Consider the following 17562-nt stretch of genomic DNA (forward strand, 5'->3'; position numbering starts at 1 on the left):
GTTTAATCTCTACAGATTCGCAATAGATGCTTTCAGCTGATCAATAGCCTGCTTAGGAGCATAATTACTCAGCTCTTTTAGACACCTATCGAAAGCAAAAGCGACAGCACCTTTTTTATGATTTCTCGCTAGAACTTCGCATTGAGCATATAAATGTTGAGGGTTCCCACCAACTTTAAACGCAGTCTGCAATGCCTTACTGGCTTCCAGAACGTCACTTTTTTCTAAAGCTAGACCATAAACATACCAGTAGTGAGCGTTAGTCTTTCCTAGTTCTGCGGCATGTTTAAGTAGAGCTTTGGCCTCATCTTCCTTGCCTTGGCGTAACAAAGAAAGACCGGCACTGTAAGGTAATGAGCTGGATTTAGGCTGAGCTTTCATCCCTTGTTGTAACACCGAGAGCGCAGCTTTTTCTTTCCCAAGGCGTCTATACAGGTCCGATAAATTCACGTAACTATTTTCGAAATAAGGCTCGATACTTATCGCTTCTTGGTATAACGCAATTGCCTTATCGATTTCGCCTAAGCTGCGGTATACATTTGCCAAATTGGTTCTGCCGAAACCACGATCGGCGTTAAACTTTTGAATGTCCATGTACACTTCAAGCGGTGGTTGAATCCTATCTTTTTGTAACGGCGTCATTTGTGCATAGCTGGTCACTAATACCGAAGCCGCCTCCGCCCTCACTGAAAGTACGGGATCATCCAGCAGTGGTTCTAAAATTCGCCATCGATCATGAAACTCATAACCAGACGAGCCCGCGACTGCGCCGAGTCTAATCATTTCATTCTCATTTTTAACGGCCCTTGCGAGCGAAACTGTCGTATTTTGGTCAGTATTACCGCCCGTTCGCTCTAATGCAGAAGCTCGTATGATGTCTTTTAATGATGAATCCTGAGCAGAGTAAGCCAGAGCATTCGCCGCCCCTTTGTGCCCAATTACATCGGCATAAAACGCGACAGCAAAGTGTTGTTGATTGCGGTATTGAGAGTGAGGAAACCATTCGGCTATCTGCGCATCCGCCCACTGGTTACTCTTATCCTCATGACAAGACGTACATACATTGGGCGTGTCGATGTGTTTACTCAAGTCAGGTCTAGGTACGTGCCAACTGTGGTCTCTACGAGGATCGACTTGCATATAAGTCGTTTCTGGCATGTGACAAGTCGTACATTGTGACGCTTTGGATCCCGCTTCATGGAAGGTGTGGTTTTCTGGGGTATATTCTGACGCAATATGACATTGTGAACATACCGCCTCTTCTGGGATGTTTAGTTTTGCCGAATGAGGATCGTGGCAATTGGTGCATGTTACGCCTTTTTCAGCCATTTCAGACTGAAGAAATGAACCGTAAACATAGTCTTCATCGTAAATTTGGCCATCGTGGTAGTAGAGTTCTGGAGTGATCAGGCTTAACCGATATTTATCGAAAAATGAGCCTTGAATGTGATCACCTGTCTCATTTAACTGCGTTCGACGGCTGTGACATTGTGCGCACGTCTGAACTTGATTTGTTTCTGCGATTGCTTTTGGTTGTAACGTTCTGTGGCCCTTCTCAAATACCCACTCGGTTACCGCTTTAGATAAATTTCGGTCAAAACCATAGTGACTATCTGTATCGAAAGAGCCTCCTGTAGATGCGGACTTTTTCGCCAACTCGATGTGTCCACTTGCAGGGCCATGACACGCTTCACAACCAACATTGATCTCGGACCAAGACGTGTTGTAGGTATTTTTGATTGCGTCATAGTTCTTCTTTACATTGGTCGAATGACAGTCTGCACACATGAAATTCCAATTTTGCCCAGTGTTAGTCCAGTAAAACTCATCTGTCGTTGTTGTCTCTGGATAAAGGTGAAACCAGCGCTGACCACCTTCCGATTTCGTCCTTGAATCCCACGCAAAAGGAATGAGCTGTACACGACCGTCTTCAAACTCCACCATATATTGCTGTAACGGTTTCCAGCCAAATGTGTAGCTAATTTTATAATCATGCCATTGACCATCAGGGCCTTGAATATTGACCCAATACTCCTCGCCTTGTCTAAAAAAACGGTTGGGTTGCCCATCATGCGTCACTGTGCGGTTATCAAAATCACCTTGAACAGATTCTGAGTTTGCATGTTTCATTGCCATATCGTGATGAGAGCCCTTCCAAGCCTCCACCTCTTGTTGGTGACATTCCGCGCACGTTTGCGTGCCGACATATTCCAACCCAAGCTTCGTAGTATTTTGGGGACTCTCTATCACTGATGCCTGGGAAAAAAACGAACCACTCACCATGACGATACCCAGAAATAGACACCGAAACCGACCTGCCCACTGACTCATAACTATCCTTAGTATTTAGATGGTGCAACTTGAATCAATATAGTCGCTAACCCCTTGGTTATACAAATAATTAGAAGTGAAAGGCCTTCAAAATGAGTGCTCCATTCTTCGTCCCCCGATTAGGGAGTATCTCGGTGTTTTTGCTGAAACTTTATTCGTCTCACCAGCAACCTGCTCTGGTGTTCATTAGTGACCCATCTCTATTTTTAAAACCTCCCCAAATCATCAGAATGACAAGTATTTTTATTTAGAAACAAATAGTTAAATACCCTCAATAACTTATGGTTATAAAGAGTATAAGAGGATTTTTCTATACACATCATTAACTTATGCAGCACCTAAGCACAAGGTTTACTTGTGCTTCTCGTTACTCTCAACCACCTGGAGTTTTTTATGGCAAACCAATTGAGAAAAATCGCAGTAGGCGTCGGGCTGTTAGCAACGTCCAGCGCAGCGATGGCGGCAGACAAACCCAACATACTTGCAATTTTCGGTGACGATGTCGGTTACTGGAACATCAGCGCATATAACCAAGGTATGATGCGTTACAAAACCCCTAACATCGATCGTATCGCGAACGAAGGGGCTTTGTTTACAGACCATTACGGCCAACAATCTTGTACTGCCGGTCGAGCAGCATTCATTACTGGTGAAGAACCATTTCGCACTGGCTTGCTGACGATTGGTATGCCGGGTTCCGACCATGGGATTCCAGATTGGGCACCAACTATTGCTGACTTACTAAAAGACCAAGGTTATATGACAGCTCAGTTCGGTAAAAACCACTTGGGCGATCAAGATAAGCACCTACCTACCAATCATGGTTTTGATGAATTCTTTGGTAACTTGTACCACCTTAATGCAGAAGAAGAGCCCGAAACCTATTATTACCCTAAAGACCCAGAGTTCCGTAAAAACTATGGTCCTCGTGGTGTAATTAAATCTTATGCCGACGGTAAGATTGAAGATACTGGCCCAATGACGCGTAAACGCATGGAACACGCGGACGAAGAGTTCCTCGAAAGCACTTTATCGTTTATGGAGAAAGCGGTTAAAGCAGATAAGCCCTTCTTCATCTGGCATAACTCTACGCGCATGCACGTTTGGACTCGATTACAAGAGAAGTACCGAGGCAAATCCGGTGTTAGCATTTACGCTGATGGCATGTTAGAGCATGACGATCAAGTCGGCGTATTGCTCGACAAACTCGATGAGTTAGGCGTTGCTGACAACACTATCGTTATCTATACAACAGATAACGGCGCAGAGACCATGACTTGGCCTGATGGGGGCGCAACCCCATTCCACGGTGAGAAAGGCACGACTTGGGAAGGCGGTATGCGTGTGCCTCAACTTGTGCGTTGGCCTGGTGTCATTAAGCCAGGAACGAAAATCAACGAAATGATGGCTCATCAAGACTGGTTGCCAACATTGTTGGCGGCAGCTGGCGTTCCTGACGTGAAAGAAAAGCTTGCTGAAGGTTACAAAGCAAATGGTAAAGGCTGGCGCGTCCATATAGACGGCTACAACTTCATGCCATACTTCGAGGGCAAAGAAGAGAAAGGACCACGTGAGTCTCTACTCTACTTCACCTCAAATGGTGAACTAAACGCAGTACGCTGGAATGACTGGAAACTTCACTTTGCAACTCTAGAAGGAAACCTAAGCGACGCCGTGCGCTCTGTACCAAACTGGCCTAAGATCATTCACTTACGCGCAGACCCATTTGAAAAAGGTCCTAGCGAGTCACAAATGTATCTACGTTGGATGGCAGACAACATGTGGTTGTTTGTACCAATTCAAGACGTTGTTGGCGACTTCTTTAAAACGTTACCTGAATACCCAATGCAACGCGGTACAACCATGAACCCTGCTTCTTTAAATTACGACTCTTTGCAGATGCAAGAAAAGATGCAGCAGTTAGAAATGCTTAAACAGGAAGTGAATAAAGTTAAGTAATCTAATTAATCACTCTAGATTGCGTTACTGAGCCAGCAGAGTTCTGCTGGCTTATCTGTATCTCGGGATGGGAACACACTTAGCTCGGTAGTTTACTCCATGCAAAGCGGGCCTATATTGAGAACACAGAAAAACAAAAAAGGAGAGCAAACCTGCTCTCCTTTATATTTTAACCATGAATAAACTAAGCCACATTAACCGATTTAGTTAAACTATTGCTCTGAAAGAATTCATCATGTAATGCGCAAATCGCACGCTGATATTCTTTATCACCCACGACGAACTGAACGTTTACATTTCTCATTGATGAGTGAAGTGCAACTGGCGTTACGCCATTGTTCATCAAAGAAAGTACACCTTTCGCTAGTGTCTTGTTAGTGTCAATTTGAGAACCGATGGCTGAAATCAGCGCGACCATACGGCCTTTAATCGACGCATTCGGATAGCGTTTTTCAGCTTTATACAATACTTTGTTCAAGCTATCAGTACTGCCACCTAGATAGTAAGTAATAGAGTTCGCGTTCATCTCTTTACCAACTAAACTTACGCGAGCATCAGAGATAATTTCCATTAATTCGTAGCTAACGTTATCGGCTTTTCCCACCATCGCTTGGTCAAACAAATGCAGTGCGAACACCTTTTCTTTACCTGCGATAATTTCGACTTTGTCTTCTTCTGGGCGGTAGCTTGAAGAGATCAAAGTGCCTTCGTGTTCAGGTTCAAATGTATTTTTAATCTGTAGCTCAATACCACTCTCACGTAAACCTGCGGCTGCATTTGGGTGAATCGCTTCCATGCCAAGGTTAGCAAGTTGGTCTGCTACATCATAGTTTGTACTACCAATTGGCAAAACTTTTTCAGGACCAACAACACGCGGATCTGCAGAGCTCAAGTGATATTCTTTGTGAATTACCGCTAAATCCGCTTTTGTTATCGCTGCAATTCGGCTAAATGTCATTTCACTATAACCTCGGTCATAAGTGTGCATTAGGCCTTCCTTACAGTAAGCATAACCTGTAACGATTGGCAGTTCTTTTGACACATCGATATCAGCAAACGCATCACTGATCGATTCATCAAGGCTTCTTGGCGCTTGATTGTCCCAACCGGACAGGTCAACGAACTTAGCGTTAATACCCATATTTTTTAGTTTCAGTGCCGTATTGTAAGCACTGTGCGCCTCACCGATAGACGACAGAAACTCTCGAATTTGAGGCAAATACTGACGTAGCGAAAACTGACCGTACTGACACGTTTCTAAAATGTTCGCAATACAGTTTTTTGCTTCAGCAATACGTGAGCGAATGAATTTATCTGCACGGATACGATTCATTGGGTCCGCGAAAATATTTTCATTTGTGAGCAGCATACGGCTTTCTACATATGCTAGCGCTTCTTCCCATTTGTCATCACGTTTCGCGATAAGCTGATAAACACCTGGCTTACTGGTTTTTTTACATTCGAGTAGCGCGTCGGTCATACCGCCATATGCAGAGACGACAAAGATACGATTGTATGGCGATTTAGGACGAAGAATAATGTTGTCGAGAACAGCATCAAATGCTGTCATTGATGTACCGCCGATTTTTTCTACGGTAAATGTCATGATAAGCCTTTTTTGATTGGTAACTTTAAAAGAAAAAAGAAGAGATAGTTGATCGTGGGGTGACAAACACCCCACCTCTATCTTTTAGTCAACGAGAGGATAAACACCATTTTCATCGTGCACTTCAGCGCCGGTAATTGGTGGGTTGAATACACACGCCATTACCATTTCTTTGTTCTTATAAGCTCTCAAGTAGTGCTCATCGTGTTTATCAAGGATGTATAACGTACCCGGTTTAATCGGGTAAGTTTCTCCACCAACGACTTCAATTTCACCTTCACCGCTCATACAAAAAACCGATTCTAGGTGATTTTGATAGTGAATGTGTGTTTCAGTACCTTCATAAATCGTAGTGATGTGGAAAGAAAAACCCATGTTGTCATCTTTCAACAACATACGGACACTTTCCCAGTTATCTGAAACCACACGTCGCTCACTGTTGCGACACTCATCGAGTGTTCTGACGATCATAATTAATAATCCTTATTAAGATGCTTGTTTGAAATGTTTCGCAGCAATGGTTTCCACTGCACTTTCAAAGATGCTTAGTCCTTGGTCTAGTTCTGACTCGCTAATCGTAAGTGGGCAGAAGAACTTAACGACTTCGTCGTCAGGGCCAGCTGTCTCAATTACCATTCCGTTTTCGAAACAGTTTTTCGCGATTTCAGATGCCATATCACCGTTGATACACTCAATACCAACCATCATGCCGCGACCTTTTTTCTGTACAAACATTTGTGGAAAGCGACGAACGCAGCGATCAATAACAGCACTTACTTTGTCTGAACACTGCTTGATGTGTGTTTCAAAATCATCATTTGCCCAATAAATTTCTAATGCTTTCGCCGAGGTAATAAATGCATGGTTGTTGCCACGGAACGTGCCGTTATGCTCACCTGGCTTCCACTGGTCTAGCTCTGGTTTGAGTAGAACGACGGCCATTGGTAAACCGTAACCACCGATCGATTTCGATAGCGTCACGATATCTGGTTGAATACCTGACGGCTCAAAGCTAAAGAAAGTACCTGTACGTCCGCAGCCAGCCTGAATGTCATCGACAATCACAAGAATGTCGTTGGCTTTACAGATTTTGCTCAAACGTTGTAACCACTCGTTTGAAGCAGCATTTAAACCACCCTCGCCCTGCACAGTTTCAAGAAGTACAGCGGCTGGTTTATCCATACCTGCAGAGTTGTCGTTTAGCATGGTTTCGAACAATGCTAGACCATCAACGCCAGCGTAACCTTCAAATGGAATACGAGTGACGTTACTTAAGCTAGAACCGTTACCTTGTCTGTGATGCTGGTTACCCGTTGCAGCCAGTGCGCCAGCTGTACAACCGTGGAAACCGTTGGTAAATGCAACAACGCTGTCGCGACCTTTTACTTTTTTCGCTAACTTAAGTGCTGCCTCAACGGCGTTAGTACCGGTTGGGCCAGTAAACTGAACTTTGTAGTCCAAGTTTCTTGGTTTAAGGATGTAAGTATCCAACGCTTCAAGAAACGATGCTTTCGCTTCTGAGTGCATATCCAAACCGTGAGTAATACCGTCCATCTCAATGTACTCAAGCAGTGCTTGCTTAAGTACTGGGTTGTTATGGCCGTAATTTAGAGATCCCGCTCCAGCAAGGAAGTCTAAGTATCGTTCACCTTGTTCTGTTTCCAGCCAGCAACCTTTCGCTTTACGAAAAACGACTGGGAAATTGTTTGAATATGAGCGTACATTGGATTCCTGCTTTTTGAAAATATCCATGATGAGACCGTTTTTAATTCCTATTGTTTGAGGATTATTTGAGAGGAATGCGATACAAATATTCTGTATCGTGTTTGCCTTTAAAGTGGGCTTCTTCGTCCAAAAATGTGCTTACTTGGCCAGAGTTGCCGTTCATCGCATCTAACTTTTTGAACAATGCCCAAGAGGCTTTATTATCTTCCGTGATGGTAGTTTCTACCGATTTAACACCGCCCAATTCCTCTCGGGTGAGAAGTTCTTTCAACATGCGGAATGCTAAACCGTGACCTCTAAAGCGAGGTGAGACTGCAACTTGCCAGACAAATAAAACGTCTTGCTCGTCTGGTTTCTGATAACCGGAAATGAAACCTGCGATTTCGCCTTTTTGCTCAACCAAAATACTGGTTTTGCTGAAATGCGTAGACTGTAGGAAATTGCAATAAGATGAGTTCATGTCCAATGGAGGACAGTCTGCAATTAAGCTGTAAATGTCGTCACCATCAGAGATTTTAGGCTCACGAAAAATCCATTTTTTACTTGAGTCTTCTCCAATCTCTGGATAAAGAACCCAAGGTGCTGATGTGATCATGTGGAAATACATATCCTTTGAGGTCTAATTAAATTTCCTTTTTATTATGGGCATTCCTCGCGACTAAAAATCAAATAATCCGCCTTTTTATCGACATTTTTGTGACAAATATCACAAAAACACCCCATTTAACCAAATCTTAAAATAGTTCGAGGTCTAATTTATTAAAAAATCACTTAAAGAATAAGTATAAAAAATGAACAGAAAAAACAGTCCTCCATGGTCTTCATTTCTCAGCAAAAAATTCAAAAATCAAAAAAAACGGCATGCTTTCGCATGCCGCTTTATTCAAATATTTAACTGCTGATGTTGGTTATTTCGATTTCTTCTTAGAAACCGCTTTTGGACGAGGTTCATCCATCAAGCCTTTTACTAGAGAAACCGTTGCAACAAGCAGAACAATCGTAAATGGTAGGCCTGTGGTCACGGCCATTGCTTGAGCTGCCGCTAGGCCACCACCAAGCATCAATGCAATCGCAACTAAGCCTTCAAACGTACACCAGAACACGCGTTGAGGCGTTGGCGCATCGACCTTACCGCCCGCAGCAATAGTATCAATAACCAGTGAGCCAGAGTCTGAAGAGGTAATGAAGAATACCACCACCAAAATAATACCGACGAAAGATGTAATTTCAGCTAGCGGCATCACATCTAACATGGCAAATAGTTTTAACGGTAATTCCGCGTTGAACACGGCTTCATAACCATCGCTCACGTATTGGCTTATAGCGTTACCACCAAAAGCGGTCATCCATAACACACAAACAGAGGAAGGGATAAGGATAACGCAAATAATGAACTCACGAACGGAACGACCACGAGATACACGCGCAATGAACATACCGACAAATGGTGACCAAGAAATCCACCAAGCCCAGTAGAATGCTGTCCAACCTTGAGAATAGTTTACGTCTTCTCGTCCAAATGGCATTGATAGGGCAGGAATATTAGCCACATATGACACTATATTTTCGAAGAAACCCGTTAAAATCGCGATCGTCGGGCCGACAACAATAACGAAAAGCAGTAAAAGCGCAGCGAGACCCATATTGATCTCAGATAAGATTTTCACGCCTTTGTCTAGTCCCGCAACAACTGAGATTAAAGCGAGTGCGGTGATGCCAATAATCAATAGTACCTGCGTAGTATTCGTCATTGGAACATCAAATAGGAAGTTCAAACCCGTTGCGGCTTGAGACGCACCGTAACCTAGAGACGTTGCCAGACCAAAAACTGTCGCGACAACGGCAAGAATGTCGATAATGTGACCAGTCCAACCCCATACACGCTCACCAAACAGTGGGTAAAAAATGGATCGCATGGTAAGTGGTAAGCCTTTGTTAAACGAGAAAATCGCCAAACCAAGAGCCAATAGCGCATAGATTGACCACGGATGAAGCGCCCAGTGGTAAATCGTCGCCGCCATGCCTAGTGCAGATGCAGCACTTGCATCGCCTTCTGCACCACCTAGAGGAGCCCAGTCAGTACGAACACCGTTCTCAACGTTCACGCCACCAATAGCAGAACTAAAATGAGACATAGGTTCTGATACACCAAAGAACACCAGACCGATACCCATACCTGCTGCAAAGAGCATTGCCAGCCAACCCGCATAGGAATAATCTGGCGTCGCTTCTGTACCGCCGATTCGTACCCGACCTAGCGGTGTAAAAATCAACCCAACACAGACAATGACAAAAATATTACCAGATGCGAGAAAGAACCAATCCAAATGGTGTAACAAACCCGCTCTTAGATCTGCGAAAAACGGCTCTACCTGTTCTCGAAATAATAGTGTTACTACAACAAATAGGATGATTGCTAAACCAGAAATTGCAAAAACACGGTTATGAATATCAAGGCCAAACGGGCCTACTTTTAACGCGACGTTATCCTGACCAATTTGATAGTCAGTGTCTATCGCGTTTACCTTTCCATCGGGGCGTTGAATGCCACCGTTATTATCGGTGCTCACGGATAATCTCCTTAAAAATACGTGACCAAATTTAAATTACTTTCGTCGGAGTTTGAGTGATGAAACCTCCCATCACTACCAAGCACATGTTCAAAAAACATAGTTCTTATAAGCGGTTACTCAGTCCGCCATCATAATCGCAAAGCCCCCTACCTTTCATTGCATTTTATTGTCTTCATCATAAACAACGCTTATTGCCAAATCGAAGAGATTGGCATGCTTCGATTAAAATGATATTGCAACTGTGCTTGAAACAGTTCAGCAGTTGCCAGCGCATCGGTCAAAGCATGATGAGGTTGATAAGCAGGAAGGCGATACCTTTCACGAGCATGCCCCAGCCTGACAGAGCCTGGCTTCTTACCTTTTAACTTATTGAATAGGCCACTGCATTCACGGCGCTGTATCGCGTGTTCAATGTCTAGCGTATCGACAACGGGAAACTGTATCCCCTCCCCAATGCTATTTAGCAACGCGTTATTAAAAAACTGCCTTTCGATATTTTTATAATGAACAAGCACAACTTTGCCTGACAGCGCATCCAATATTTCCCCTAAAATGTGGGTTAATTGGGGTGCGTTTTTGACTTCAGAATCAGTGATGCCATGAATCACGACTGACTCTTCGTTTAACTCACGATTAGGGTTAACAACCCAATGCGCAGAGCCACTACATTGAACACGATCAATGGTAAACGGCACAAGTCCAATCGTGAGAATTGCATCCTCTTCCGCATTCAAACCTGTCGTTTCAAAATCTACCGAGACAAATGGCACTTCCTCAACTGGGGTTTCCCCATTAACCATCGGTGTCGAGTAATAACGTTTGAGCCTCTCGTCTCTTGCTTCTTTCGCGAGCTGTTTGAATAACGTTGACCACTCTGGCGTCCGAGACGTATCCAACAACGGCTGATCTTTTGCTGCCTTTTTTGAGAACCACATTATTTGCTACTTCTCTGGTATCGGAACTTGATGAAGTTCTGTGCATTACTAAGGATTTGGAAAGCAGCTTTTAAGTTTCGGCGCTCAAACTCTGACATGTTCTCTGGCTCAATGTTGTTATCTGGTTCATCTCCATTTTCGATATCGAGTGCTTGATGACGAATTCGAACCATGTAGATCAATTCCATTGCATCCCTCAAGTCCATTCCTCGACCTTTAGGTAAAATGCCCGCATCATTAATATCGTCTAATCGGTCAAACGAGTTTTGCGAACGGGAACCAATTGCCAATGAATGTACTCGAATCAAATCTGCCAATGGCGCAGTTCCTCTTCTTTTCAAGTTAATAGAATTGCGGTGACGACCATCTTTCTCCATAACAAAATCTTTGAAGAAGCCCAATGGCGGTGTACGACGTATCGCGTTGTAAGCCATACATGCAAGGAAGCGGTTGTTTCTTTTCGCGCGCCTAACAATAAAGCTGCTTAATTGTTCCGCCCACTTCACTCGCCCATGAACACCTAATAAATCAAAAAAGATATTACTGTTTAACAACCTTTCAGGAGTTGGGTTATCTATCCAGTTGCCAAAGCACTCCTCCCACTCCGCTCGGGTTTTTCGCCACTCTGGATTGGTTGCCATAATGTCGCCAGTACAGTAAGCATAGCCGCATGCTGCTAAACCATCACAAACAAATTTGGCAAACTTTTCAAAGTACTCCCCGTGCATCTCAACATCATAACTGTTGTCGAGAATAAGGGCGTTGTCTTGGTCCGTTACAATTAACTGCTCATCCCTGGCCATCGATCCCATAGCGACCAAACAATACGGAATTGGCGCAGGGCCAAGCTCTTGCTCTGCTAATTCAGCCAAACGCTGTTTAAAGCTACTACCAATGACCGACATGGCTCGACCAATCATATGAGCGTTGGCATCTTCATTCACCATTCGCACAAAACAGTCTTTCACTTGTTCAGAAACTTGCTTGAGATCTTCAACGCTGGTTTGTTGGAAGATAGAGCTAACTAGCAGCAAGCTGTTTTGAGATTCATAACGGACAATATCCGTCATGCCAATAATTCCTATCGGCTTTTTATCTTTTAAAATAGGGAGATGGTGCACGTTGTAGCGCAACATGGTTAACATGGCTTCAAAGACATAAGCGTTGTAATCCAGAGACACCACGTCATAACTCATGACCTCACTCACTGGGATATTGGTATCAATGCCCTGAGCTAATACGCGAATACATAGATCGCGATCAGTCAATATTCCAAGTAGTTGTTCATCGTCTTCTTCTGTGAGTTCTTCTGCTGGGCGAACAATAAGCAAAGAGGTGACATTTTCCTCCGCCATCAGTATCGCGGCTTCTTGAATCGATGCCGTCGCCTCCAACGTTACCGGATCTCTCGCTAAGATCTTACGTGCTTTGGCGGTGGTAAAGTCATTACTTTCTGAGCGGCTGGATATTGCGCTTCGCAAGCGCGCGCTGTCTTCCAGTTCCATATAGTCAGCAAAGTTTTCAAACTCATCACAAAGCTCGTTGAAAATATCCTCCGGAATACAGTAAACCAAGGTGTCTTCTATCGCTTTGGCAGGCATACGCACACGGTTGTTCATTAACAACCCCATCTGTCCAAACAGTCCACCAGCGTCAATCCTGTTATAGAGTTCGCCTTTACGTCGGTAGATCTCCACAGCGCCGCTTCTCACCATATATAAGTCGCGGATCGTGTCTCCAAAATTGAGTATCTCTGTGCCTTGCCGAAAGTATGCAACCTCGGCATTTAGAGCGATCTTTTTTAACTGCTCTTCGGGTAGATCATCGAAAGGTGGGTACTGGCTAATGAAGTTGAGCACTTCTAACTGTTCGGCTTCCATCTTTTATTCCATACGTTGCCTAAACTACAGCGATAAATATCACCAAGATTGAAATCAATCAATGAATAAATCTAAGAATAACAACACCTAACCTAGTTCGCAGAATAAAACTCCAACCAAAAATTAGAGCTCTAATGTTTTTAAATATAGACCTCTAATCTATTTCTCCTTATAGCTATGCAGATGGGCTGAGTTGAAATGTACTAAAAACTTCAAAATAAATTCAAACCAATGTCATGGAAAAGTTAAGCGAAGACAAAACTAACCGTAAATATCTATTTTTGTTAATAAAAACACTATTTAACCACACCACCTTCATTGTTTATTGTATGCACATAAAATCCTGTTAACCGAACCCCATTCGTTGAAAGTTGAACTAAAATTAATTAGAGTACAAATCGTTAAACAGTTATAAACACACAAAAAAGGACAGATAACATGGATCCCATACTGGAAGTTAAGGGACTGTATAAAGTGTTTGGAGAAGACCCAGAAAGAGCCTTCTCGCTTATCGAAAAAGGTATCGATAAGGACGGTATTTTTGAACAGACAGGTTTAACAGTCGGCGTAAACGATGTATCTCTCACCATTAACGAAGGTGAAATTTTCGTAATCATGGGGCTTTCTGGTTCGGGAAAATCTACTCTCGTTCGACTCCTAAACCGACTCATTGAGCCAACGAAAGGCAGTGTTTATCTAAAAGGGAAAGATATTGCCCATATCTCTGAAGACGAACTTCGAGAAGTTCGTCGCAACAATATCTCAATGGTGTTTCAAAGTTTCGCACTTATGCCTCACATGACGGTGATCGAAAACGCTGCATTCGGTTTAGAACTTGCTGGCATTGATGTTAATGAACGTCAGAAAAGTGCCCTTTCCGCCTTGGAAAGAGTTGGCTTAGACCCTTATGCAGAATCTTTCCCTGACGAGTTATCCGGTGGTATGAAACAGCGCGTGGGTCTAGCAAGGGCATTGGCTTGTGACCCAGACATTCTATTAATGGACGAGGCGTTTTCCGCTTTAGACCCATTAATCCGTTCTGAGATGCAGGATGAGCTTATTCGTCTACAAAACGATGACAAACGCACAATTGTCTTCATCTCTCATGATTTGGACGAAGCAATGCGTATTGGTGATCGTATCGCCATCATGCAAAACGGTGAGGTTGTTCAGGTTGGCACACCTGATGAAATATTGCACAGCCCAGCAAATGATTATGTCGAAGCGTTTTTCCGCGGCGTAAACATCGCAAGTGTCTTGACAGCAAAAGATATCGCTCGCAAGAAGCCAGCCGCCGTCTTTAAGAAATCGGAAAATGATGGCCCAGGCTCAGCGATGCAGATTCTGATGGATCATGACCGTGATTACGGCATTGTCGTCGATAAATCTAGCCGATATTCCGGCATCGTGTCTCTTGACTCACTACGTTTGGCTCACAAAGAAAACCGCTCTCTAGCCAGTGCTCAATTGACGGATGAAGTCACTCTTCAGCCAGAGCAGTCAATCAATGACATTTTGGGGCTAGTTGCAGGCGTTCCTTATGCCGTACCTGTCGTTGATGAGCAAGGTACTTACTTTGGTGTCGTGACTAAATCACGTCTTCTACAAACACTAGATAAGGATTAACACGATGTCTTCAGAGCAAACTAACAATGATCCCTGGTCGAATACCGCTCCTGCACAAGATGATCCTTGGTCACAAGGTGCAGGTGCTGACGCTGCCCCAAGTAATGACTGGTTAAGCTCAGAAACTGTAGAGCAAGCGCCATTCGACATTATGAACCCATTCCAAGATGCGGTTCTACCACTTGATAGCTGGGTAGAATCGGGATTGAACTGGTTGGTGGAACATGGTCGCCCTGTTTTCCAAGCAATTCGAGTTCCAATCGACTTTATTCTTACCTCGTTTGAAACTGCTTTGGTGTCTACACCTGCGCCTATCATGGTGCTCATTTTATTTTTGCTGGCGTGGCAGTTTTCCAATGTAAAACTCGGTTTTTCAACACTTGTATCCCTTGTTTTTATCGGCCTAATTGGTGCGTGGTCACAGGCGATGACAACGCTCGCACTGGTTTTAACCGCCGTCTTCTTCTGTTTGCTTATCGGGCTACCGATGGGGATATGGTTGGCGAGAAGCCAAACCGCAGCCAAATTTGTTAGACCAATACTCGATGCAATGCAAACGACCCCCGCGTTCGTTTATCTAGTGCCAATCGTTATGCTATTCGGTATTGGTAACGTTCCTGGCGTTGTAGTAACCATCATTTTCGCACTGCCTCCCGTTGTGCGCCTGACTATTTTAGGGATTCAACAAGTACCTGAAGAGCTGATCGAAGCGGGCCACTCTTTCGGGGCAAACAAAAAACAGATGCTTTACCGCATCCAATTGCCATTGGCGTTACCAACGATTATGGCAGGGGTAAACCAAACCTTGATGCTTTCACTTTCTATGGTTGTGATCGCTTCAATGATTGCGGTTGGCGGCTTGGGCCAAATGGTACTTCGTGGTATCGGCCGACTTGATATGGGTCTTGCTGCCGTCGGTGGCTTAGGCATCGTAATTCTTGCCATTTTATTAGACCGTATTACCCAAGTATTAGGGGTTAATGCGGGTAACACCAAGCTTCGCTGGTATCACACAGGTCCTGTTTCATACCTATTAAAACTGAAAACAAAGACGAACCAAGACGATCTAAAACTTAGGAGAAACATCAATGAATAATTCATGGAAGAAAGCGCTCTCTGTTGGAGCTCTAAGTACTATCGCATTTTCAACTTATGGTGTGGCAAGCGAACTACCGGGTGAAGGTGTGACTGTTCAGCCAGTTCAATCAACCGTTGCAGAGGAAACGTTTCAAACATTGATCGTAAACCGTGCACTTGAAGAGCTTGGTTACGATGTAAAACCGACTAAAGAAGTCGATTACAACGTAGGCTATACCTCTATTGCTAAAGGCGACGCCACTTTCTTAGCTGTAGGTTGGTTCCCTCTTCACGCCGATAAGTACACGATGTCTGGCGGTGATGATAAGTTTTTCCGCAAAGGTCAATATGTAAGTGGTGCTGCTCAAGGTTACTTGATCGATAAAAAAACCGCTGAAAAATATGGCATCACAAATATTGGTCAATTAAAAGATCCAAAACTGGCCAAGCTTTTCGATGCCAACGGTGACGGTAAAGCGGACTTAACAGGTTGTAACCCAGGTTGGGGTTGTGAAATGGTCGTTGAGCATCAGTTGGATGCGTTCAAGCTTCGTGACACGGTAACGCACAACCAAGGTAACTACGCTGCGATTATCGCTGACACGATTTCTCGTTACAAAAAAGGCGATCCGATTCTTTACTACACTTGGACACCTTACTGGGTAAGTGGCGTCTTAGTTCCGGGTAAAGATGTTGTTTGGTTAGAAGTGCCATTCTCTTCACTTCCTGGTGAGCGTAAGGACATCGACACAACACTAGAGAACGGTAAGAACTACGGCTTTGAGATGAACTCTATGCGCATCGTTGCGAACAAAGAGTTTACTGAAAAGAACCCAGCAGCAGCGAAGCTGTTTGAAATCATCAAGCTAAACATCAATGATGTTAGTGCGCAGAATATGATGATGAGCCAAGGTAAGAACAGCTCAGCAGACATCGAGTCTCATGTAAATGGCTGGATCAAAGCGAACCAGAAAAAGTTCGACGCATGGGTAGACGAAGCTAAAAAAGCAGCCATGTAATCGGCACAACCATTAAAATACGCGACACCTAACTTTAGAGCCAACCGATCACATCGGTTGGCTCTAATTTTATTCACCGTAGTAAAAAGGGTTACAACAATATTGAGCCCTGCTCCTAAGTATTTTCTTAAAGTTTCTACTTAATTTCATTCCTTAAGAGTTTCTTAAGTTTCGCGTTTTATTTTGTTGATAACCAATCAAACAAAGGAAGCGCTCATGAAACACCATGCACAAATTTCTGTAGATGGCTTTACTTTAGACATCGTCTATCCAATGCATCCGCTTTGGAGCCAAGTTATCGAGCATGTTTCTCAGCGTTATCAAGAAGCATTCTTTGCCGAGCTCAAACAGTTTATGCCGGCGTATTTAACCCTCATTGACGGCGGTCAAATTATTTCCGTATGCGGCTTTCGCATCGCCGAAGATGAACCTTTGTTCCTTGAACAGTATTTAGAAGACGACGCCCAAAAGCTGGTTTCTAACGTATTTAGCTGCGACGTAAAACGTTCGAACTTAGTGGAGTTTGGTCACTTGGCATCTTTCGCTAAGGGCATGTCATCTCTGCACTTCTACCTGATCGCAGAAATGCTGGTCAATCTCGGTTTTGAATGGTGCATCTTCACCGCAACAGACCCTCTTCACGCCATGATGGCGCGCCTAGGATTGGAGCCTCATATCATCGCGCAGGCCGATCAAAATAAAGTCCCTGATGCCGAGTCCACTTGGGGGGCGTACTACGAGCATCAACCGCGTGTGTTAGCTGGCAATTTGCAAAAAGGACTCGAACGCCTTCGATTAGTCCAAGAAAAAAAACGTAAACAAGCCTAGATA

General features: G+C 43.9%; 13 protein-coding genes. 5 read left to right on the forward strand and 8 right to left on the reverse strand.

Features of this window, described 5'->3' with window-relative positions; all coding sequences use genetic code 11:
• Positions 1–9: 9 nt before the first annotated feature.
• Entirely contained in the window at positions 10–2331 is a 2322-nt protein-coding gene (locus tag CBX98_RS01085) for a multiheme c-type cytochrome (RefSeq protein WP_109168391.1), read from the reverse strand.
• Between the two features lie 393 nt (positions 2332–2724).
• On the opposite strand from CBX98_RS01085, the gene CBX98_RS01090 reads away from it, so the two are divergent.
• A complete protein-coding gene (locus CBX98_RS01090; RefSeq protein ID WP_109168392.1) occupies positions 2725–4290 on the forward strand; it encodes an arylsulfatase in 1566 nt (521 codons plus the stop codon).
• 184 nt (positions 4291–4474) lie between these two features.
• Here CBX98_RS01090 and CBX98_RS01095 read toward each other — a convergent pair whose 3' ends face one another.
• The 7 genes from CBX98_RS01095 to CBX98_RS01125 all read right to left on the reverse strand — a co-directional run bounded on the left by CBX98_RS01095 (position 4475) and on the right by CBX98_RS01125 (position 13009).
• The gene (locus tag CBX98_RS01095) at positions 4475–5896 is read right to left on the reverse strand and encodes an aspartate kinase (RefSeq protein WP_005393366.1); all 1422 of its coding nucleotides are present in this window, start codon (positions 5894–5896) and stop codon (positions 4475–4477) included.
• A gap of 84 nt (positions 5897–5980) precedes the next feature.
• Positions 5981–6367, reverse strand: a complete 387-nt coding sequence (locus CBX98_RS01100; protein WP_005393369.1) for an ectoine synthase — start codon at positions 6365–6367, stop codon at positions 5981–5983.
• Between the two features lie 15 nt (positions 6368–6382).
• The gene (ectB, locus tag CBX98_RS01105; RefSeq protein WP_109168393.1) at positions 6383–7648 is read right to left on the reverse strand and encodes a diaminobutyrate--2-oxoglutarate transaminase; all 1266 of its coding nucleotides are present in this window, start codon (positions 7646–7648) and stop codon (positions 6383–6385) included.
• Positions 7649–7682: 34 nt separating this feature from the next.
• Complete coding sequence (ectA, locus tag CBX98_RS01110) at positions 7683–8216, reverse strand: diaminobutyrate acetyltransferase (protein ID WP_005393379.1); 534 nt, start codon at positions 8214–8216, stop codon at positions 7683–7685.
• A 313-nt stretch (positions 8217–8529) separates the two neighbouring features.
• Positions 8530–10191, reverse strand: a complete 1662-nt coding sequence (locus CBX98_RS01115; protein WP_005393381.1) for a BCCT family transporter — start codon at positions 10189–10191, stop codon at positions 8530–8532.
• A 191-nt stretch (positions 10192–10382) separates the two neighbouring features.
• Entirely contained in the window at positions 10383–11129 is a 747-nt protein-coding gene (locus CBX98_RS01120) for a 3'-5' exonuclease (RefSeq protein ID WP_109168394.1), read from the reverse strand.
• Positions 11129–13009, reverse strand: a complete 1881-nt coding sequence (locus CBX98_RS01125; RefSeq protein WP_006741594.1) for a DUF294 nucleotidyltransferase-like domain-containing protein — start codon at positions 13007–13009, stop codon at positions 11129–11131. Before CBX98_RS01125 ends, CBX98_RS01120 begins: the two co-directional genes overlap by 1 nt.
• A 438-nt stretch (positions 13010–13447) precedes the next feature.
• Between CBX98_RS01125 and proV the strand changes: the two genes are divergently transcribed.
• From proV to CBX98_RS01145, 4 genes are all read left to right on the forward strand, one after another.
• Entirely contained in the window at positions 13448–14635 is a 1188-nt protein-coding gene (gene proV, locus CBX98_RS01130) for a glycine betaine/L-proline ABC transporter ATP-binding protein ProV (protein ID WP_005393388.1), read from the forward strand.
• Between the two features lie 4 nt (positions 14636–14639).
• Positions 14640–15731 (forward strand): glycine betaine/L-proline ABC transporter permease ProW, encoded by a 1092-nt coding sequence (proW, locus tag CBX98_RS01135; RefSeq protein ID WP_046874899.1) that lies wholly within the window; start codon positions 14640–14642, stop codon positions 15729–15731.
• The gene (proX, locus tag CBX98_RS01140; protein ID WP_005393392.1) at positions 15724–16731 is read left to right on the forward strand and encodes a glycine betaine/L-proline ABC transporter substrate-binding protein ProX; all 1008 of its coding nucleotides are present in this window, start codon (positions 15724–15726) and stop codon (positions 16729–16731) included. Before proW ends, proX begins: the two co-directional genes overlap by 8 nt.
• Before the next feature lie 216 nt (positions 16732–16947).
• Positions 16948–17559, forward strand: coding sequence for a thermostable hemolysin (locus CBX98_RS01145; protein WP_109168395.1), 612 nt, complete (start codon positions 16948–16950; stop codon positions 17557–17559).
• Positions 17560–17562: the final 3 nt, after the last annotated feature.

The organism is Vibrio sp. T9, from assembly GCF_003123985.1.
Classification (GTDB): domain Bacteria; phylum Pseudomonadota; class Gammaproteobacteria; order Enterobacterales; family Vibrionaceae; genus Vibrio; species Vibrio diabolicus.